We start from the raw sequence: 21,008 nt of genomic DNA on the forward strand, positions 1-21,008 counted from the left end.
GGAGAACGCGATGATCGAGGCGGACCGCCGGATCGGAATCATGCTGTACGGCAGTCGAGGTGACATCCAGCCAGGAGTCTGTCTGGCGTTGGAGCTGCAGGCGCGCGGGGCTCGTCCCGTCGTCGCGGTACCGCCCAACCTCGTCGACTTCGCGACGTCGGTCGGCGTGCAGTCGGTATTGCCCCTCGGATTGGACACCCATACGGCATGGTCGTCGGACGAGGCGAACACCGCCCGAAGCAGGAATCCCATTGCGAAGGTGCGGTTCGCCCTCGCGACGGTCCGTGCGGGCTTTCGCGCCTTCGATGACGCTCTCGTCGAGCTGTTCCTCGACGAGGATGCCCCGATGTCCGGCGTCGACGCGTTGGTGGTCTCGCCTCTCGGCCAGGATCGTGCGCTCGCGCTGTCCCAGAAGCTCGAGGTTCCGCTGACGGTCCTGCGGTACGGGCCGATGTCCGAGAACGGCGTCCTGGGCGCGATTCCCGGCCTCACCTCGAACTGGTCTGCGGCCTGGAAGAGACGGTCGTGGAGAATCGCCGACCGCATCACCTGGTGGGCAACCGGCTGGAACGAGAACGCTTTTCGGCGGCGACTCGGTCTCCCGAAAGCGCGATCACCGTTGCCGACCCGGCTGTCCGAGTTCGGAGTTGTGCAGATCCAGGCATACGATCCGGTGATCGTGCCCGGTCTTGCCGAGGAATGGGGTTCGCACAAGCCCATCGTCGGGTTCTTCGACCTGCCGCGACGAGAGCGCGCAGGGCTCGACGAAGCGGTGTTGACACCGACCCCCGACGGCCATTCCGGGACCGGCACAGACTCTTTGGCAGAGTGGATGGCGGCCGGCACCCCGCCCGTGTTCGTCGGATTCGGCAGCATGCCGTTGACCGACCCCGACCAACTGATCGAGACCGTGCGCCGGGCCGGGCAGATCGTCGGCACCCGCTGCTTGATTGCCATCGGCGACCGACGGGGCCCCGACAGCGCTGACCCCGACGTGTTCTTCGTCGGCAACGTCGACCATGCGGCTGTACTCCCCCACTGCTCGGCCGTCGTTCATCACGGCGGTGCCGGTACCACCGCGGCGGCGATGCGAGCCGGACTGCCGATGGTCATCTGCACCGTGACGGCAGATCAACCGTTCTGGGGCGCACGGATCACCGAGCTCGAAATCGGTCGAGCGACGAAGCTGTCCGCGATTACCGCGGAGAAGTTGGCAGACGCGCTCGGTGCTGTACTTACACCCGAAACTGTCGCCACAGCAACTGCATTGGGGCTAGGAATGGTTCCGTCACACAAGGCGGTGGCGGACGCAGTCGACCTGGTGGCACTGAAGCTTTCGACAGCAGGAGCGCCTACTGTCCGGCTGGGCGTGCACGGTGACGCATAAGCACCAGAGCAATTCCTACGAGCAACCCCACCCCCGCACCGCACAATAGATACGTCACGGTGTTCGGGCTGATCGGCGCGTCGGACGCTTCGGCCTCACTGCGCATCCTGAGCGCTACCGCTGGAGCCTCACCGCTCTCGGGTGCTTCAAGATCCGCTACCACCGCACTGAGTTCGACAGCCATGGTGTTCGCGATGTCGCGTGCACGCTCCGGAGAGTCGTCCGTGGCGACAATGTCGAACACGACGCTCTCCACCGCGTACGACATCGACACCTTCTGGGCCAGCTCCGCCGGACTGAGACCGAGTGCGAGTTCGTCGACGACTCTCGACGTGAGCAGATCGCCCTTCACCAGTTCTGCATAGGCCGGGAGCAACTGCTGCGAAAACAAGTTCGACTCGTACACATCATCTCCGACAGCCTGGTTCGGCATAGAGACGAACAGCTCAGCCCGCGATTCGTACACCGGGGTTACCAACACCGCTATCCCGAATGCCGCGGCCACGAATACGGTGACTGACGTCGCGACGATCCGCCAGCCGGCTCGGACGATGTCTCCGAAGTGTCCGTCGCCCACCGGTGGATCAGTTTCCTATTGGCCGGAAACCCGCACCCGGCGCGCCCGATGCGCTCAGCAAGCGCACCGATTCGGACGCAGATGCGTAGGCGGTGGGACTGACCAACGGAGTGCCCGAGGCATGGCTGGCGATTCCGACGAGCGTGGTTCCGGCTACCAGCGGAGCGCCGGAGTCTGCCCACACAGTGACGGCATCGGACATCAGGTCGCTGCCGCGGGCGTCAACGATGCTGCCGCACGTCACTCCACTGCCGAGGCCGGTCTTGCAGACGGGCTGCCCCACCGATGCGGTGCCGACGTCGGTGACGGTGACTCCGCCCAGACTGTTGACGGGCGTCACCTTGGTGGGGTCGAGAACGATGACGCCGTAATCCGGGCCCCAATGTCCGACGGCGGTAGTACCGACCGGGGCCGCGGACGATCCGACGAGCGTGACGGGGAGCCCCGGGCGAAGGATGCAGTGGCCGGCGGTGAGGGCGACGAGTCGGCCCGCGTCGTCGTAGCCGACAGCGGCGATGGAACAGACGGTGAGGTCGTCGAGGCCACCGGTGGTGACGAACCCGCTACCGGGGCCGACGACCGGAAGTGGCGCCGCGGTTGCGGTGCCGGCGGACGTCGCGGTGAACGCGAGAACCAAGGCGGTGAACAGTCCACTGACAACACCGAGTCGAGCAGTCTTCATGGTGGGCATTCCTCGTCGATCAGCATTCGGGGCGGGGCGCTTGCGCGGCTTGATCCTGGCACAGATGACTCGCGCACGCGCACTGCGAAGCGTGGACCGCATCCCTTGAGGCATCCACACGAGCAAAGGCATTTCTCGCGTTATGCGCCCGTTTGGGAACTGTCGTTCAATCGGATGAATCAAGCGGAAACCGGACAGGCGAACGAGTACTGCATCGGTAGCGTCACCGGACATGGAGACAGAAAAGGTCAGCCCCGAATTGATTGCCGTGGGCGACCGCATCCGCCTGTGGACCAACATCGTGGCTGACGACCCCAACGGCCCGCGTCACTACGAGGTCCGAACAGTTCGCCGAGTTGAAGAGCCAGACAGCACCCACTCGGATAGGTACGACTTCGAATTGGAAACGCCGGGGACAGACCCGCTCAAGTTTCTTGCTGTCGTCAGTATCGACGTTGATGATCAGGTAGAGCGGGTCGTCTCGCCGCTGCCAATCTCCGAGCCTTGGGTGCAGCACGGCCCCTAGCGGTACGGCATGATGTCGGGCGTGGACACCTACACGCGCATCAGCCTGATTGTGCTGGTGCTCGCCTCGGCAGTGGCCATCTTCTACCTGATGCACCGCGCCGGTCTATCGGTCTTCCAGTCACGCACTGACCGCAAGCTGACGAACGGTCGGTGCGCACACTGTGGCCGCATCCTGCGCGAGGACGTCGAGCCGTTCCCCGAGCGGACGTGCAGCGAAGAGTGCTCGCACGAAGCGTGGTTGGACCGGATCGGTTAGACCGAGTTCATTCCGACGCGGTACGGAAACTGCACGATCCCGCCCATGATGACGTCCGCCTCGGTGCCCTGCCCAATGTTGTTCGGGTGCGTGAGGTCGGTGTGCATCATCGTCGTCAGGTCGATCTTGCCGTTGTAGTCGACCACCTGAATCTGCGACGGCCCACCGAACGCAGCCTCGGCCGCGACCTCGTCATACATCGCGTTGAGCGCGTCGACCTGCGCGTCACCAGCAGACTTGCTGACGCCGTCTGAGTCGCCTGATACGTGGACAGCTTGAGCGCCTTCGCGAGGACGATGCTCGGCGGTGCCAGGTTCGTCGGGTTGAGGTACCCATCGAAGTACATGTCGCCACCCGTGAACGCGACGCTGATCGTCTTCGACCCCGCGGGCAGTCCGGACACTCGGAACACGAGCGGGCCGTAGGAGTTGTTGCCCGCGGTCTTGACGTTGGTCGAGTAGAAGGTATTGCTCGCGACCACGCTGGCATAAGTCGTACCGCCGACCTTCACGTCGAACGTGCACGCCGCCAGAGTCGGTGCCCATCCGATGAAAACGAGGTCGATGGCGGTGGGCACGTACCCGGCAATCTCGGCGGTGCTACCCACGACGGTGGTGCGCTTCGCCGATCCGGCGCGGGCCACCGGGAGCGCCACGTTCGGCCATGTGCCGGTGTACGTAAACGAGGCGTCCAACTCGTCCGCCCATATGCCAGCGCGGAGGATGCGGAGCAGGGATCGAAGGTTGTTGGGCGCGCCGATCACGTCCTGTGCAGACCCGGTCGCCGCTGTTGCCTTGATGACCTCGTTGAGTGCACCGTCCACGACGACGACGCCCTTCGCGCCTGGGGCCCACAGCTTGCCCGATCCGTTCGCGGCGTCGGCAACAGTGTCCGCCAGAGTGTTCCCGCTGGTTGCGCGGTTCGACGAGTTGACCGACCGCAAGCGGGCGACGATGCGGTTGAAGTAGCGGTGGGCCGCCGCTGTCGACCACGCGCCCGCGCCGTAGCTGTCGCCATAGACGTAAAGGTCGGCCAGCTCGGCGGGCAGCACGCGAGGGATGAACGATGCGGAGAGTTCGTTTGCGAACGGGCGCGGGGAGCCGTGAGGCGACGGCCTGCGCAGCGTCGAAGGGGATGAGTTGGTCAGCCATTGGTCAGACTCCGATCGGGTACATGCCGGTGGACGAATCTTTGGTCAGAGAAGATCCGGCACCGATGGCGTACATGCCGGTCGCGGGATCCTTGGTGAGGTTGGTGCCGCCGCCTGTGGCGAGGGTCCAGTTGGCTGCGTTGTAGGTCGCGCCGGAGGTGAATGCGGCCTTCGCCGTGCCGATCTGTCCGGTCGTCGGAGAGACTGCGAGAGCGCCCAATGCGTAGGCGGTGTTCGGCTGCCAGAGGGGGCATAACATTTGGCGACTTCCGCGTTGGGAGCGAAGCAGAGCGCGAAACCGTCAGGCCATTGACGGACCTTGTGGAGTAGTCGACTGATGTAACCCCTCCAGGGTTCTTGCCTCAAGAAGGCCCCAGACACGCCAGAGCATCAGCCTAAAGTGCCAGCCGTTGATTCACGAGTTCTTGCACCGCTTGGGCGAAGTGAGCACGTACTTGTCGCAGCTTGCTTCGGATGACAGCGCAGTTATGTCCGACGGTCGCGATGGAGCGGACGGAGCGGACGGAGCAGACGGAGAAGTATTCGAATCCTCTGTCTCATGAATCCACGACCGGTGCCGACGACCGACAGGGTGACGCGGCAGCGGTCCGGGGAACACCGCCGAGAACGCCACGACGGTGGTTGCGTTTCACGCCCATCCAACCAGCGCCCGGCTACGAATGCGACTCGTGTGGTGGGTTGTCGGCATCGTCGCCGTGTGGTTGCTGATCGGCGCGCTCGTTGCCGTGTGGGTCGGCCGTGGCATCCGTCGAGCCGACGTCGAGGAGTCGGCAACCGAGTCCCCGAGCAGGTCGATACAGGAACCACCACCTGAAAAGGACGCCGCGTAGTCGAGCGATGTCACTGCGAGCCGGCTTCAGGAACGCTTTACGAACGAACCGTGCGACTTCGAATCAACACGGCAACTCCCATCCCGATCAGGGTTAGAATCAGCGGTGCCGCTATTGCCATGTTCGCGCCGATGGCAGTGAACAGGACCACCGCCGCCAGAGCCGCGAGAAAGTACACGGCGGCAAAACGTGGTGCCCAAAACACTGTGTGCACGGATTCCTCCTACATCGGAAGCAGTCTCACTCGGACCAGAAGACGAGAATTACTACGAACAAGACGACGAACAGCAACAGGCCACCGCCGGCCAGAACAAGTGTTCGTGCGTTGGTCACTGTAAAAATCCCGTCGCCTGCTGGGACGGCGTTAGTTTCGGCGATCGAGAAAGTGACCCCGAGCAAGAGCAAGAACTCGATAACCCATGCCCACCAGGGCAAGTCGAGTTTTGCCATTGTCAACACGGAACCCAGCGTGATGGCCAACGACACTACTGCTGCGTAGACCACCGACGGCAGGGTCACACCCCACGGGGTCCGGATGCTCTTCATATCTCCAATCCCGGGCCCAACCGCTGCCCCGCGTTTCACGAACATGGACCCTATCGTTAGCCAGAGTACCTAGTTGACCTCCCCAGTCAAGGGCTCGTCGCACCATCACTCCGTAAGCGCGTCCCCGGCTTCGAGGGTGAACTGCACAACGTTGATGCGCGAGTTCTTGAATCGCTCCGACGACCCGGTCAGGTATTGCACGTATTTGTCGTAGGTCGCTTCCGACGACAGTTCGATGGCCTCGTCCTTGGATGCGATCAGCTTCTCGGCCCACGTGTCGAGTGTGCGTGCATAGTGCGGTCCCAGCGCATGCTCGCGGAGCAACTCGAATCCCGCTTCGGCCGCTTTCGCCTTCACCACCTTGACCAACGTCAACTGCCCACCGGGAAAGATGTCGCGCAGGATGAAGCGAGAGAAGTGCGCATCCTCGCGCGTGAGTCCACCCCCGGAAGCCGGGTCGGGCGGGGTAATGACGATAGTGTGCAACAACATTCGCCCACCCGGCTGCAACACCGAACGGCACTTGGCGAAGAACGCCGAATACCGCTGACGTCGAAAGTGCTCGAACGCGCCGATGCTGACGATCCGATCGACGGGTTCGTCGAATTCTTCCCAGCCCTGCAACCGGATGTCGACGTTGCGTTCGGTCGGGAGGTCGGCGACGAGCGCGCGGCCACGGTCGTACTGGTTTCGACTCAACGTCAGACCGATGACATTGACGTCGTATTTCTCCACCGCCCGTTTGACGAGAGCTCCCCAGCCGCAACCGATATCGAGCAGTGTCATGCCCGGCTTCAGATCGAGCTTGCCCAGCGCCAGGTCGATCTTGGCCGTCTGCGCTTCCTCCAACGTCATGTCGTCGCGCTCGAAGTAGGCGCAGCTGTACGTCATGCTCGGATCGAGGAACAGCGCGAAGAAATCGTCCGACAAGTCGTAATGTGCTCGCACATCGTCGACGAACGGCTCCAGTTGTTGGTTCATCACGCCACACCCTTCCCCACAGCATCGGCGCCGATCACTCGGCCTAGTGCACGGGCACCCTGCTCGCCCAGCATGTCTTCGTGTTCCACATCGACCTCTGTCACCGAGATCCGGCCGTCGATCAGAGCCGCCCAGTGCTTCGCGCCGTCCGAGCCCCGGGCGGCGAAGTAGTGGACATCGCCCGCGTACACCGCCGGCCGGTACGACGCGACCCAGCTGACAGCGGAGACGACCGGTCTATACATGGCACGTAAATCGTCCTCGGTGAGGAATGTCAGTTCGGTTCGCGTACTCCGCAATTCGGCAACGATGTCCTCGAATGACGTCGCCTCGACCCCGAGCTGACGAGCCAGATCGTCGACGCCGAATTCCTCGGCACCCTCGGGTGCCGCGAGTTGCGCATCGACGAGGGCCAGCAGCGCGACGTCCTCGCCTTCAGACTGCAACTGCACGGCCACCGCGTGGGCGATCACACCGCCGAGCGACCACCCCAGCAAGTGGTAAGGCCCGTGCGCCTGTACCTTTCGGATTTCACGCACGTAGGCGAAAGCGAACTCCTCGATCGACGACGGCGCAGCGTCACGGTTCGAGATGCCCGGATCCTGCAGTCCGTACACCGGGCGGTCCGTCTCCCCGAGCAACGACAGGTAGCTCCAAGCAATTCCGATGGCCGGGTGCACACAGAACAGGGGTGCGCCCACGCCGTCGGTCCGCAGCGGCAGCAGCACATCGAACGCGCCACTCGATTCGGCATCCCCGTCGTCCATGTCGAGGCGCGCGGACAATGCTGTGATCGTCGGGTGCTCGAGCAATGCACTGATCGGGATTCGACGGCTCAGCTTGTCGCCCAGCGCGTCCATCACCTGCACCGCCGAGAGGGAATGCCCGCCGAGGTCGAAGAAATTGTCGTCGATACCGATATCGTCGGCAGCGAGGTGCAGCACGTCGGAGAACACGGTGTGTACGAGTACTTCGGTGGACGAGACCGGCGCGCGTCGTTCGGTCGACATCACTGTGGGCTCAGGCAGCCTGCTCGTATCGACTTTGCCCGACAACGTCATCGGCAGTGCATCCACGACGGTCACGGTGCTGGGCACCATGTACGCGGGCACTGTTCTCGCCAGGAAGTCGCGAGTCTCTCGCGGTTCGACCGCACCCACCACGTAAGCAGCCAACGAGTTCGCATGCCCGATCACGCTGGCTTGACGCACAGTCGGGTGACGCAGCAATGACGCCTCGACCTCGGCGAGTTCGACGCGATGGCCGCGGATCTTCACCTGTGAATCGACTCGGCCCAGATACTCGAGTTCGCGACCGGTCTCGCGCGCCACCCACCGCACCAGATCGCCGGTGCGATAGAGCCGACCGTCGCCGAACGGATTGGCGACGAAACTGCTCGACGTCAACGCAGCGTCGCCCACGTACCCTTCGGCCAGACCGGCCCCACCCAGGTACAGCTCCCCGACGACGTCGGTGCCCACCGGTCGCAGACGGGCGTCGAGAACCACCGTGTCGAATCCGAGGGTCGGTTCGCCGATGGTCACCGCAGCCGATGCCCAGTCCCGCTGATGCGTGGTGCAGGTGCTCATGACGGTTCCCTCGGTGGGTCCGTACGCGTTGAACACCGAGCGATCCTGCGACCATCGGTGCAGCAGTGCAGAATTGGCGGCCTCGCCGGCCATGACGACCACACGAAGGGAGGGCAGCTCCGCGGAGTCGGTCACCTGCAGCACGGTCGGCGTGAGGCAGGCGTGGGTCACCTGGTGCCGGTCGATGAGCGCTTCGAGCTCGCGTCCTCCGTGCACGTCGGGCGGCACGATCACCAGGCTCGCTCCGGCACCGACGGCCATCAGCGTCTCGAAGATCGACGCGTCGAAACTCGGTGACGCGAACTGCAGCACGCGTGATGTCGGCTCGACGTCGAACAGGTCTCGTTGGCTCTGGACGAGATTCGCGATGCCGCGGTGCGTCACCCGCACACCCTTCGGTACCCCGGTCGATCCCGAGGTGTAGACGACGTACGCCGTGCTGTCGACGGGGACTGCGCGTACCTGGAACTGGTCGAGCTCGTCACCATCAGCCGTGAGCCAGTCGTTTCCGGCCGAGTGGAAGTCCACGGAAGCGACTCCCGTGACGGGGGCTGCGCGATCGAGAATCTCCCGTACTCGCGCGGCGGGCTGAGACGGGTCGATCGGCAGGAAGCCGGCACCGGTCTTGGCCACGGCCCAGATCGCGGTGAGGTACTCGACAGACCGCGGCACAGCGATCGCCACCAACGATCCCGGCTCGACGCCGGCCCGGATGAGCTTGTCGGCCAATGCATTCGATTGCCTGTCCAGCTCGTGGTAGGTCACCGATCGTGCGTCGCCGATCACCGCGATGTTGTCGGGCCAGCTACTCGCTGCCCGCGCGAACACCTCAGCCAGTGTGGACTGATCGGCCGTACCGTCTCGACGGGACACAACAGCCGATCCACTCTGCCCGAATTCTGCACTGCCGAGCCGAAGATCCGGTGCCGCGGCGACTGCGTTCAACACGGTCGTCAGACGTTCCGCGAGTCCGGTGACGACGGCCCGGGAGAACCGGTCGGCCGAGTACGCCAGCGTGCCCAGCAGCCCGGCATCGGATTCTTCGACGACGAATTCCAGATCGAATTGCGTCGTCGTGATGTCCACCCGGCGCAGACTGACAACGCTCTGGCCCAATTCGATTGTGGGAGTGTTGACATCACCGAAGGCCAGGAGCACCTGGAACAGCGGGTGCGTGTCGACGGCACGGGTGGGTTGCACCGCGTCCACCACCCACTCGAACGGGACGTCCGAGTTCGCGAAGGCATCGAGGTCTCGGTTGCGCACCTCGGTCACGAAGTCCTCGAACGTCGTCGCCGGATCCACATCGGTCCGCAGGACGACTGTGCCGACGAACATGCCGACGAGGCGGTCGAGCGCCGGATCTGCTCTGCCCGACACCGGAGTTCCGATGGCGATGTCCCGCGTGCCGCTGGCCTCGGCGAGTACGGCGGCCAGCGCCGCATGGACGACGACGAAGACCGTCGCGCCCAGACGATGTGCGAGCGACCGCAGACTCGCGAGAGTGTCTGCGTCGACGGCAAACTGGACTCCCGACGCCTCCTGCTCGGCGTCAGGAGTGCCGGTGGGCAGGTCAAGGAATTCCGGCAGGCCGGCGAGGGTGCGACGCCAGAAGTCGAGTTGGTCGGACGCCACCGCGTCCAGGACGTCGCGTTGCCACACCCGGTAGTCCGCATAGTCGACGGCGAGTGGAGTGAACTGGGGTGTAGCTCCGGCCGTTCGAGCCAGCAGAGCCGTCTCGATGTCGCGGCTCAGTGGACGTAGCGACAGGCCGTCGACCGCGATGTGGTGGGCGACGACGGTCAGCACGCGCTCACCGCGACGTTCCGCGAGCATCAGTCGTAGCGGTGCCTCGACGGTCAGGTCGAAGCCCTGCTGCGCAACCCCGCCGATACCCGCGTGAGCGTCGTCCAGTGTCGAGAGCACGATCTGCGGATCGAGGACGACGGTCACAGGCCCATCACCCGTCGACGGGTATACCGTGCGGAGCGGCGTATGCCGTTCCAGCACATCGGCAATCGCCGCACGCAGTACCTCGAGGTCGAGGGCTTTCGGAAGCGTCACTTCGAAGGCGATGTTGTACGCCGCCGATGTCGGGTCGTATCGATTCTGCAGCCAGATGCGTCGCTCGGCCGGCGCGAGGCCGGAGTAGGAGCGCGCATCGGCGTGGTGGACCAGCGCAGGGAGCGCGGTGTAGTTGTCGGACAGCAACTCGATCGCCGACGCGAGCTGCGCCGCGGTGGGGGCCTCGAACACCGTCCGCACCGGCACCCGAACGCCGAGAACCGCACTGATGCGCGTGGCGACGCGGGTGGCCGCGAGGGAGTCTCCGCCGAGGACGAAGAAATTGCTGTCGACTGCGGGTGCGTCGATCCCCAACGTGTCGGCGAAGATTCCGAGAATGACGTCCTGCGTCAACGTGCGTCCGGCCCCAGACTCGGAGTCCGACGGTACCGCCGGAAGCAAGGCCGCCTTGTCCACTTTTCCGTTGCCGGTCAACGGAATACGATCGATCGACGTGATGACGGCCGGCTGCATCGCCAACGGCAACCGGTCCAGGAGCCACTGAGCCGCGTCGAACTCGCCGATTCCCACCACCCAGGCGTGAATTCTGTTGTCGAACACCAGTGCTGTTGCGGCACTGACGTCGGGATGTGCCGTCAGCGCACTCTCGATGTCTCCCAGTTCGATGCGTACACCGTTGATCTGCACCTGGTCGTCGCGCCGACCGCGGTAATCGAGCTGTCCCGAGAGTTCACGTCGAACAAGATCTCCGGTCCGGTACATCCGGGCACCGCCGGCGGTTGCGACGAAACGCGCGGCGGTCGACGCCGGATCGGAGCGGTAGTCGCGAGCCACACCGGACCCCGCGAGATACAGCTCTCCGACGCCTCCGAGCGGCACCGGCTGCAACCGGTCGTCGAGCACGAATGCTCCGACGTGGTCCAGCGGTCGGCCGATCGTGACGGGCTCTCCGGCGCGCAGGGATTCGGCCAGGGTGGCCACCACCGTGGCTTCGCTGGGGCCGTAGGCGTTGAGCATCGACCGTCCGGCCGACCACTCGTCGACCACCCCGGCACCCAGCACGTCTCCGCCGACGGCGACGGTCTCGACAACGGCGACCGGCGGAACGGTCGCGAGTACCGCGGGTGTGGACAGGTAGTGGGTTACCCGGTGCTCGGTGAGGAAGGCAGCCATCTCTTCACCGCCGAGGAGGTCACGTGGCGCGATGACCATGGTCGCTCCGGCCCCGAACGCGAGCACGAGCTCGAGCACTGCGGCATCGAAGTTCACCGAGTATCCGTGCAGCACCCTGGACGTCGCTTCGACTCCATAGCGCGACACCACCTGCTGCGCCAGTGAATACACACCCTGATGCGTCACGACGACCTGCTTGGGCGTGCCGGTGGAACCCGACGTGTGGATCACGTAGGCCGGGTGTGCGGGTTCGAGCGTCGCCAGTCGGTCGTCGTCGGTCAATGGCGCGTCGCTGAACGTCTGTGCGTGGCTCTCCTCGACCCACAGCACTCCCGGTTCCGTTCCACCGAAACCGATGTCGACGGGCCCCAGCATCTGCTCCCGGCGAGCCGCCGGGTAGCGGGGATCCACCGGTACGAATGCTCCACCGGCCTTCACCACGGACCACAGCGCCACGATGTACTCGGCCGAACGCTCGAGGGACAACGCGACGAGGGTTTCCGGTCCGACGCCGTGGGCGATCAACAGTCGTGCGATCCGGTTGGATCGGCGATCGAGTTCGGAGTACGTCAGCGATTCCAGGCCATCGATCGCCACCGAATCGGCTGTGCCACCGAGCAACACGTCGAGGATCGTGCCGCTCTCGGATTCGGCCGGTAGTGCCGGTGCATCGGCGAGAGCAAGGTTGCCGACGACAAAAGCGGAGTCCGACACCGCCGCGTGCAGGATTGCCGTCACCGCGGATGCGAACTGTTCGACGGTGGCCCGCTGATACAAGTCCAGCGCATATTCGATCTGTCCGATGAGACCGGCCGACTCGGCCTGTCCGGCGGAGAATTCCTCCAGCACCACATTGAGGTCGAACTCGGAGGTGCGAGTGGGGATCTCCAGCACCGAGAACGGAAGGTCCTCGACCGATCGGTGCGGTGCGTTGTCGAATGCCAGCATCACCTGGAACAGCGGGTGCCGGTCCAGCGATCGATCGGTGGTCACGGCGTCGACGATGCGCTCGAACGGCACGTCCGAGTGAGAGAAGGCGTCGAGGTCAGCGGAACGGACGGCACCCAGCAGGTCGGCGAAACTGCCGGCCGGGTCCACTGTGACTGCGAGAGGCAGTGTTCCGACGAACATTCCGACCATCTCGTCGAGCGCCTCGTGGCCTCGCCCGGCCGTCGGAGATCCGACCACCACGCGGTTCGACGTTCCGAATCGACTCAGGGCTGCAGCCACCGCGGCATGGACCACCATGAACGTGGTCGCGTTGTTCGACCGCGCCAGCTCACGGATTCCCGCATGCAGGTCCGGTCCGATCTCGAACGGAACCGCGTCGGTGATCATCGATTGCACGGCAGGCCGGGGAAAATCGGACGGCAATTCCGCCAACGCGGTGTCGCGCTCCCCGAGCACCGACGTCCAGAACGAGAGTTGTTCGTCGGCAACCGCATCCACCGTCGCGCGGTTCCACACCGAGTACTGGCCGTACTGCGCGCGTAGGCGCGACCACGTCGGTGCATGACCGGCCGTGCGTGATGCGTGGGCGAACGCGAAGTCGCGCACGAGTGGGTCGAGGGACCATCCGTCCATCGAGATGTGGTGCACTGCCACGACGACCACCGTGTCGCCGGACTCCTCCACGCTCAGCAGCGCTGCCCGGATGGGCACGTCGGCAGCGACGTCGAACCCCTGCCCGGCAATAGACGCGACGGCGTCGTCGAGGTGATGCTCGGGCACAGTGCGGGCCGGAACGTCGACCAGGACGGTGTCGGTGGGCCGCACCACTTGCTGCGGACCGTCGCCGTCGTCCGGGTAGTAGGTGCGCAGCGCTTCGTGACGTTCGGCGACGTCACGCAGTGCCGTCAGAACCAGTGACGCATCGCTACCCGCTGCGACCCGGATGGCGATGGGCATGTTGTAGGCGGGCGATGTGGGGTCGAACTGGTTGAGGAACCACAGCCGTTGCTGCGCATACGACAATGGGACATGTTCCGTCAGAACGGTATCGAGCAAGTCGAGCGAGACTTCACGCTGGGCGGTGGAATCGATGGCGGCCGCGACGGCGCGGACGGTGGGGTCGGCGAACAATGCGGTCAGCGAGACTCCCGAGCCGAGGCGAGCGAGAACTCGGGTGGCACTGAGCGAATCACCACCGAGCTCGAAGAAGGAGTGTTCACGCCCCACCTCCTCGACGCCGAGGACGTCGGCGAAGGCCGCGGCGACCGCGCGTTCGGTGGCGGTCTGCGGCGGCACGTACTCGGTGTCCGTCGGCGCGGTGGGGGCCGGTAGTGCGCGGCGGTCGACCTTGCCGCCTGCCGTCATCGGCAGTGCGTCCAGAACCACGATGTGACGGGGAATCATCCATGCCGGCAACCGGTTCCGCAGGTGGCTGTCGAGCCCGTCGGAGACAACGGTGACGTACAGGGCCAGTCGATCGTCACGAACGACGGCCGCGGCCGCGGTCACTCCAGCGAAAGAGGTTGCTGCGGATTCGATTTCACCGAGTTCGAGTCGACGCCCGTGCAATTGGATCTGATGGTCGGAGCGGCCCAGGTATTCGAGCGAGGACCCATCGAACGACCACCGGACGATGTCGCCCGTCCGGTACAGCCGCGCACCCGCCACACCCGGGTCGGCGACGAATCGCGCCGCCGTCGAACCGGGTTGGCCGTCGTATCCGCGGGCGAGTCCGTCGCCGCCGAGATACAGCTCGCCGACGCCTCCGTGGGGCATGGGACGCAGGTGCGAATCCAGCACCAGCGCACGAACACCCGGCAGTGGCGCACCGATCGTGACACGCTGACCCACGACCATCGGGGCAGACAGCGTCGCCAATACCGTTGCCTCGGTGGGGCCGTAGGCGTCGAGCATCGTTCGTTCGGGAGAGGCGAACCGGTCGCGCAACATGGGTGGGCACTCTTCGCCGCCGACGTCGAAGACTTCGATGGAGTGCAGATCCTCCGGGTCGAGTGTCGCCAGCACCGTTGGCGAGGTGATCAGGTGGGTGATCTTCTCGCTGGCCAGGAACTCGGCGAGGGCAGGGCCGGCGTAGACCTCGGCCGGGGCGATCACCAGGGTGGCACCCGCCGCGAATGCAGCAAGAATTTCCTGGATGGAGGCGTCGAACACCGGCGAGGCCAGGTGCAGAACTCGCGAGTCGGCGGTGACGGCATACCGATCAACGACGTTGTCGGCCAATTGCGCGAGGCCACGATGAGTGACGCTGACAGCCTTGGGTTTTCCGGTCGAGCCCGACGTGTGGATGACGTAGGCCTCGTTGTCGACGTGCAGCGCCGGCGGCACCAGCGCGCGCTCGTTCGCGTCGAGCAGATCCTCGATGTCGAACCACTCGATGGTGCTCGGAAGCTGTTCCAACACATCCTTGGTGGTGATACCGAACTCGATGTCTGCGCCGGCCAGCACCGTAGCCAGCCGCTCGGTGGGCTCGGTGGGGTCGAGCGGAACGAACGAGGCTCCGGCAGTGGAGACCGACCACGAGGCGAGCAGAAATTCGTAGGAGCGTTCCATCGCCACGGCAATGCGCTTCTCCACGCCTGCGCCCAGCGAGACCAGTTGCGCAGCAATGTGTTCTGCGACCCTGGTGAAGTCCTCACTGGACTGATCGACACCCGCGGCACGCACCACCGTCCCGCGTCGCAGCAGCGCCGGCAACGGCCTAGGCGACACCGCGTCTACTGGACGTGCTGTCACCAACGCTGATTCGGCCTCGGCGTCGAGCACATCGAGTTCCGATACCGCAAGGCCCTCAGGGGCATTGACCACCGCACGCAGCAGAACCAGGAACCGGCGGTGATGGGCTGCGAGCTCGTCGGTGGAGTAGAGAGCCGGATTACCGAGGAAGTCGACGCGGGTGCTGGTGCCTGCGACTCCGGGGTAGACGTTGACCATCATGTCGTCGATGGGCCCGCTGGAGAGCACACGGTATTCGCCGATGACGTCGCCGAGCCGAATTGTGCTGTTGTACATCATGATGTTGACCGTGGGGCCGAACACTCCGCGTCCCGCGGCGGCGCTGCCGGTGCCGTCGCCGGTCTCGCGCTGCATGTCCTCGACGCGGAAGCGCTGATGGCGCAGTGCGCCGGTGAGTTCCACCTGAATTCGGCGGAGGAGTTCTTCGACCGTCACACCCTGCTCGACACCGATGCGCAGGGGCACGACATTGGACATCATGCCGGAGGATTCCCGCAGTTTGGTGGTGGCTCGCCCCGATACCGGCAGGCTGAGCATCACGTCGTCGGTGTCGGTCATGCGCGCGAGATACAGCGCGAACGTGGCGAGCACGACGGGAACATCGGAACTGTTGTACCGATGTGCCACGGCTGCCACGGCTTCGGTGAGGTCTGCGTCCAACACGGCCCCCACACTCACCGTCACGCCGCTCGGTGCCGCGCGCGTGTACGTGTTGCCGGCCAGTCGGGGTGCGTCGAGGTGTCCGTCGAGTCGGCCGAGCCAGTACTGGCGGTCGGTGTCGTAGCGGGAGGAGTTGGGGTACGCGGCCTCGTAGTCGTAGATCTCACGGACACCGATGGCGCGCGTCTTGGGTATCTCGGTGCCCTCGGTCAACGCGGTGTACACCGCCGCGGTGCGTTCCTGGACGGAGATCGCGCCGAGACCGTCCATGACGATGTGGTGGGCGCGGCTGTACCAGTAGTAGTGCGCATCGTTCACCTGAATGATCTCGGAGGCGATCAACTGATCGCGAACCAGATCGACGGGGCGACGGTACTGCTCGTCCATGTAGCGCTGAGCATCCTCGACGGGATTCTCGCGGACTCGGAAATCGCGATAGATCATCGCGTACGGCACCCGGAGGTCTCGCCACTGGTACGGATGACCGTCGTGCAGTCCGATCCGCACTGCGGGCGATTCGAGTTGCCTGCACGCGATGTCCGTGGCTCGGATCAGTACGGCCGGATCGATATCGCCGCGAATTTCGACGTATTGGGCGATGGTGAACGGTACGTCCGGTGCCAGCTGCTGGGCGAGATAGATATTCATCTGCGCAGCGGACAAAGGGAAGCGGCCATCCTCGAACAGCTCACCAACCTCTGGCGACACTCGATGACCTCCTCAACGCATATGCTTCGACGGCGTGAATTTTCGGCTGACGTGCCGCCCAGCAACGTCGATCTACATCGCCCGTGACAAACCTAGTCGACCCATTGTGAATGCTCTACCCGGATCGAACGACATGTACGCCGGAACCGCCGCTCCCCTTTAGGCTATGCACTCGACCGACTTCCTATGACCGAGAGGCCACCGACAATGGCGACCAGTTCCACCGATGTTCGTGGTTCTCGATCCGGCAAGAAGCGGCCGATTCTCCTCACGGTGGGGGTGCTGCTGGTCGTACTTGTCGCGTTTCTGGTGTGGCTGGGGTACGAGGCCTACACCGCTCAGTCCAGCCTGAACGCGACGCGCGACTCCGCCACGCAGGCGAAAGATGCTCTGCTCGACGGTGATGCGGCCGGTGCCGAGGCCGCGGCCGCTCGGGCCTCGGAATCAGCGGACGACGCGATGTCGGCAACGACGTCCATCCCGTTTTCGATAGCGAAAGCCGTTCCTTACCTTGGTAGTCCGCTGAAATCGGTAGCTCAGATCACCGATGTGGTGCACGGACTGGCCGTGGACGTCCTCACCCCGGCATCGACGGCGGGCGAAAGCCTGAACCCGAGCAGCCTCGTCGAAGGCGGCGGCAAGGTCGATACCGCCGCTCTGCGGGACGCACAACCCGTGCTGGAGCAGACCGCTGCCGCAGCCGAGGAATTGAGCCTCCAAGCCCAGCAGGTGGACGAGCCCGCATTCCTCGGTGTCGTGAGCGATGCACGTACCTCGTTGATCGATCAAACACACGATCTCGCAGGCCTGCTCACCAACACGCGCATCGCCAGTCAGCTGTTGCCGTCGATGCTCGGAGACAACGGCCCGCGCAGTTACTTTCTCGCGTTCCAGACCAACGCGGAGGCCCGCGGTACCGGCGGCCTGCTCGGTGGCTACGGCATCATTCGGGCCGAGAACGGCACGGCACGGGTCGATACTCTCGGTGCCAACAACGAACTCGAATTCGCGAAGCAGCCCATCGACCTGGGGCCCGAATACAACGCACTGTGGGCTCCGCGTAACACCACGACCGACTTCCGTAACTCGAATGCGAGCCCGCACTTTCCCTATGCCGGCCAGATCTGGTCGTCCATGTGGACGGAGCAGACGGGTGAGGTTCTGAACGGTGCCATCGCGACCGATCCGATTGCGTTGAGCTACATTCTCGGAGCCACCGGGCCGGTCACGCTGGCCGACGGAGAGCAGATCACGGCAGACAACGTCGTCGAAATCACCCTCAGCACAGCCTATTCGAAGTTCGGCGACGATCAGTTGGCACGCAAGGCGTACCTGCAGCAGATCGCGTCCGCGGTGGTGCAGAAGATGACGACGGGCGCTGCCCCCACCAGATCTTTGCTCGACGCGGTGGGCCGCGCCGGCAGTGAAGGTCGCATCTCGGTGTGGAGCGCAGATCCGGCGGAGCAGGCGATTCTGGCCGGCACCAAGGTGGGTCACGTGTTGCCGGACAGCCCAGCTCCCTACGCCAATGTGGTGGTCAACAATGCCGGTGGCAACAAGCTCGATTACTACCTGGCCCGCGATATCAAATATTCGGCCGAATCCTGCACCGCCGGGACCCGTAAGTCGACGGTGACGGCAACGCTGACCAACAACGTCGATCCGAACGGCCTGACGTCGTACGTGGCGAGCACATTTCAGCCCAACGTCCCCTACGGCACCAACGAGTCGATCGTCTATCTGTACGGCACCCAGGGCGCAAAAATCACGTCCATGAAGGTGAACGGTATCTCCGGATTCTCCATCCAGGCCGGCACCGAATTGGGTCGTCCTGTGCAGGCCGCGTATCTGACCATCCCGCCGGGCAAATCGCAGACGGTCACCTGGGAGCTCGAAGAACCCTCCGCTCCGGGCGAGGCGACGGTGCCCGTGCAACCTTTGGTCGATCAGCCGACGGTCAGCATCGACGTCCCGCAATGCTGACTCCCCAGCGTTGACAGCCCGATAACCCCAGCCCCGCGCGTCTTCGTCACACTAGGCGCGACGGGGCTGCGGTTGTTCTTCGACTGACTTACAGTTCGTTCCGTGTTCGTAAAACGACGTAGGGACCGAGTCAGGCCACCAGAAAATGCGCATCCATTTGTTTGGATCGCGTTGGTAGTCCTGACGCTTGCACTGATCGTGCTGTTCGTGGTCGCGGAATTCGAGGGTCGCGTCTAGCCTCCAACAGTCGAGAATGCCCCGCCACAGCAATTGTGGCGGGGCATTTCGGGTTGTGGCTGTGAGTAATCTCGGCCGCGCTAGTTCTGTCGGCGGAACCGATTATTTACGGAAACGGGGGTTGTCGGTGCCGTTTGTCGACGGGTCGGTATGCACCTCAGGACGGCGCGCTCGTCCGTATGGAGCCGCGCTGACGGCCGTGCGTGCGGACTCGGTCGGTCCCGAGGGCGCCGACTGCGCCGAGCCTGTGGATGTCGATGCAGCGGGCGGCGGCGTGGGTGCAGCGACCGGGCCAGATGGCTCGACCGGGCCTTGCGGTGCCGGTGCGGGCACCGGGGGCACCACCTGACGCGGCAGGTTGGTATCGGCGGTGTAGTTGTACGAGTAGCTGTACATGTCCCCCTTCTTCGACGGGGTCAACGCCAGCACCACGCCGAGGACACGGGCACCGATGGTTTCGAGATTGCCGATCGCTCGCGCGAGTTCGTTGGACTTCGTGTGTCCGTAGCGAGTGACGAGCAGAGCACCATCCGCATGGGTGGTGAGGACAGCCGAGTCGGTGACGGGCAGCAACGGTGCACCGTCGACGATCACGTAGTCGAACCTCGAACGCAGTTCGACCAACAGAGCACGCGAGGCTTCCGAGCCCAACAGCTCGGACGGGTTCGGCGGGATGGGTCCCGAGGCCATGGCCTGCAGACCCTCGTACTTGGTGGGCTGCAGCACCTCTTCTACTGTTGCTTGGCCGGCGAGAACGGTGCTCATTCCGACCGAGCCGATGAGACCCATGTACTTCGAGACGCGCGGCCGACGCAGATCGCCTTCCACGAGAGCCACGTGGTGGCCTGCTTCGGCCAGCGCTACGGCGAGATTCACCGCGGTGGTCGTCTTGCCTTCACTGGGAATCGCACTGGTGACGACGATGACTCGTGGTGGATGGTCGACCTCGAGGAACTGCAAGTTGGTGCGAAGCTCACGGAACGCCTCGGCACTGGCCGACTGGGTGAGATCTTGGAAGTCGACGGCCGGGTGCGCTTTACGCTCTTTGTCGAACGGAATTGTGCCGACGAGCGCCTTGCCGGAGATCGCTTCGATCTCGCGACGACCCTTGATCGTATTGTCGAGGCGGTCGCGCAGAACCGCCAACGCGATGCCGAGCAACAGACCCACCGCAGCACCGAGGGCGAGGTTGCGCATGGTCTTCGGGCTTACCGGAGTCGACGACTCATCCGCCTGCTGGAAAGTCTTGACGCCGGCCGACGGACTCCCGCCGTCCGCGGGTGTCTCCAATTCCTCAACCTGCGTAGTCAACTCGGACGCCATCGCGTTAGCGATGTCGCGTGCTGTCGAAGGGGACGCATCAGAGACGGTGATGTCGAAAAGCACGGTGTCAGGAGTAGAGGACGCCTTCACCTTTGCCGCCAACTGCGATGGAGTCAGATTCAGCGGCAGCACAGCGAGAACCCGAGTTGCCAGCGCCTCACTGGTCACCAGTTCTGAGTAGGAGGCTACGCGTTGCTGGGAGAACAAGTTGCCCTGGTATGCCTCGTTGACCGAGGTTCCCCCGGATGTGGAGACGAACATCCTTGCGCTCGACTCGTATAGCGGCGTCGTCAGCAGGGACGCACCTAACGCACCAAGGATCGCTACGACCACGGTTACGGCGATGATGATCCATCTCGCCTTCAGGATTTTCAGATAATCCTGTATCTCCATGCTTCGAGCTCCTCGTCCGTTCGTACAACCCCGCAACGGGCCACTGTGTGGCTCAATCGTTACATAAGTATTCGATCGCCGTGCACCGGATGACTATCGGCCCTGCAGCCAATCACTCATTCGTTCGATTCACGAGCTTTACTCGGCGAATTCCCTGTTGTGACGTCTCACGACAATACGTATCCCCAATTTCGACCTCAGAATTCGCTAGCGGGCCAGGAGCGCCAGCAGCATTCGACCCAGCTAGAACAGGA

Annotated in this window: 14 protein-coding genes; 4 read left to right on the top strand and 10 right to left on the bottom strand. The window is 64.3% G+C overall.

Features of this window, described 5'->3' with window-relative positions; genetic code table 11:
• Positions 1-10: 10 nt before the first annotated feature.
• A complete protein-coding gene (locus CH268_RS09190) occupies positions 11-1,387 on the top strand; it encodes a glycosyltransferase (protein WP_094663828.1) in 1,377 nt (458 codons plus the stop codon).
• Here the strand turns inward: CH268_RS09190 and CH268_RS09195 are convergent.
• A complete protein-coding gene (locus CH268_RS09195) occupies positions 1,353-1,964 on the bottom strand; it encodes a YveK family protein (protein WP_094663466.1) in 612 nt (203 codons plus the stop codon). The genes CH268_RS09190 and CH268_RS09195 overlap by 35 nt on opposite strands.
• A 7-nt stretch (positions 1,965-1,971) precedes the next feature.
• Complete coding sequence (locus tag CH268_RS09200) at positions 1,972-2,646, bottom strand: hypothetical protein (protein ID WP_094663468.1); 675 nt, start codon at positions 2,644-2,646, stop codon at positions 1,972-1,974.
• 232 nt (positions 2,647-2,878) lie between these two features.
• Between CH268_RS09200 and CH268_RS09205 the strand changes: the two genes are divergently transcribed.
• The gene (locus tag CH268_RS09205) at positions 2,879-3,172 is read left to right on the top strand and encodes a hypothetical protein (RefSeq protein ID WP_094663470.1); all 294 of its coding nucleotides are present in this window, start codon (positions 2,879-2,881) and stop codon (positions 3,170-3,172) included.
• A 21-nt stretch (positions 3,173-3,193) separates the two neighbouring features.
• Positions 3,194-3,430 (top strand): hypothetical protein, encoded by a 237-nt coding sequence (locus tag CH268_RS09210; RefSeq protein ID WP_141215114.1) that lies wholly within the window; start codon positions 3,194-3,196, stop codon positions 3,428-3,430.
• On the opposite strand, the gene CH268_RS27560 is transcribed toward CH268_RS09210, so the two are convergent.
• The 7 genes from CH268_RS27560 to CH268_RS09235 form a co-directional block, all read right to left on the bottom strand.
• Positions 3,427-3,576 carry a hypothetical protein gene (locus CH268_RS27560; RefSeq protein WP_176457891.1) on the bottom strand — a complete coding sequence of 50 codons (150 nt, stop codon included), beginning with the start codon at positions 3,574-3,576 and terminating at the stop codon, positions 3,427-3,429. The two genes, CH268_RS09210 and CH268_RS27560, sit on opposite strands and share 4 nt — an antisense overlap.
• Positions 3,546-4,481, bottom strand: coding sequence for a hypothetical protein (locus CH268_RS09215; protein ID WP_094663474.1), 936 nt, complete (start codon positions 4,479-4,481; stop codon positions 3,546-3,548). Before CH268_RS09215 ends, CH268_RS27560 begins: the two co-directional genes overlap by 31 nt.
• Before the next feature lie 103 nt (positions 4,482-4,584).
• Positions 4,585-4,839, bottom strand: a complete 255-nt coding sequence (locus CH268_RS09220) for a hypothetical protein (RefSeq protein ID WP_141215116.1) — start codon at positions 4,837-4,839, stop codon at positions 4,585-4,587.
• Between the two features lie 629 nt (positions 4,840-5,468).
• Positions 5,469-5,645 carry a hypothetical protein gene (locus tag CH268_RS27850; RefSeq protein WP_176457892.1) on the bottom strand — a complete coding sequence of 59 codons (177 nt, stop codon included), beginning with the start codon at positions 5,643-5,645 and terminating at the stop codon, positions 5,469-5,471.
• Positions 5,646-5,671: 26 nt separating this feature from the next.
• A complete protein-coding gene (locus tag CH268_RS09225) occupies positions 5,672-5,977 on the bottom strand; it encodes a hypothetical protein (RefSeq protein ID WP_141215117.1) in 306 nt (101 codons plus the stop codon).
• A 105-nt stretch (positions 5,978-6,082) separates the two neighbouring features.
• On the bottom strand, positions 6,083-6,958 hold the full coding sequence (locus CH268_RS09230) for a cyclopropane mycolic acid synthase family methyltransferase (protein WP_094663480.1): 876 nt from the start codon (positions 6,956-6,958) through the stop codon (positions 6,083-6,085).
• Positions 6,958-16,818, bottom strand: coding sequence for a non-ribosomal peptide synthetase (locus CH268_RS09235; protein ID WP_094663482.1), 9,861 nt, complete (start codon positions 16,816-16,818; stop codon positions 6,958-6,960). Before CH268_RS09235 ends, CH268_RS09230 begins: the two co-directional genes overlap by 1 nt.
• A 186-nt stretch (positions 16,819-17,004) precedes the next feature.
• Between CH268_RS09235 and CH268_RS09240 the strand changes: the two genes are divergently transcribed.
• Entirely contained in the window at positions 17,005-18,801 is a 1,797-nt protein-coding gene (locus tag CH268_RS09240; RefSeq protein ID WP_255182327.1) for a DUF4012 domain-containing protein, read from the top strand.
• Between the two features lie 339 nt (positions 18,802-19,140).
• Here the strand turns inward: CH268_RS09240 and CH268_RS09245 are convergent, their stop codons facing one another.
• Positions 19,141-20,754: a polysaccharide biosynthesis tyrosine autokinase gene (locus CH268_RS09245; RefSeq protein WP_094663486.1), complete on the bottom strand. Its 1,614-nt coding sequence runs from the start codon at positions 20,752-20,754 to the stop codon at positions 19,141-19,143.
• Positions 20,755-21,008 lie beyond the last annotated feature (254 nt).

The organism is Rhodococcus sp. 06-1460-1B (genome assembly GCF_002258475.1).
GTDB classification, from domain to species: Bacteria; Actinomycetota; Actinomycetes; order Mycobacteriales; family Mycobacteriaceae; genus Rhodococcoides; species Rhodococcoides fascians.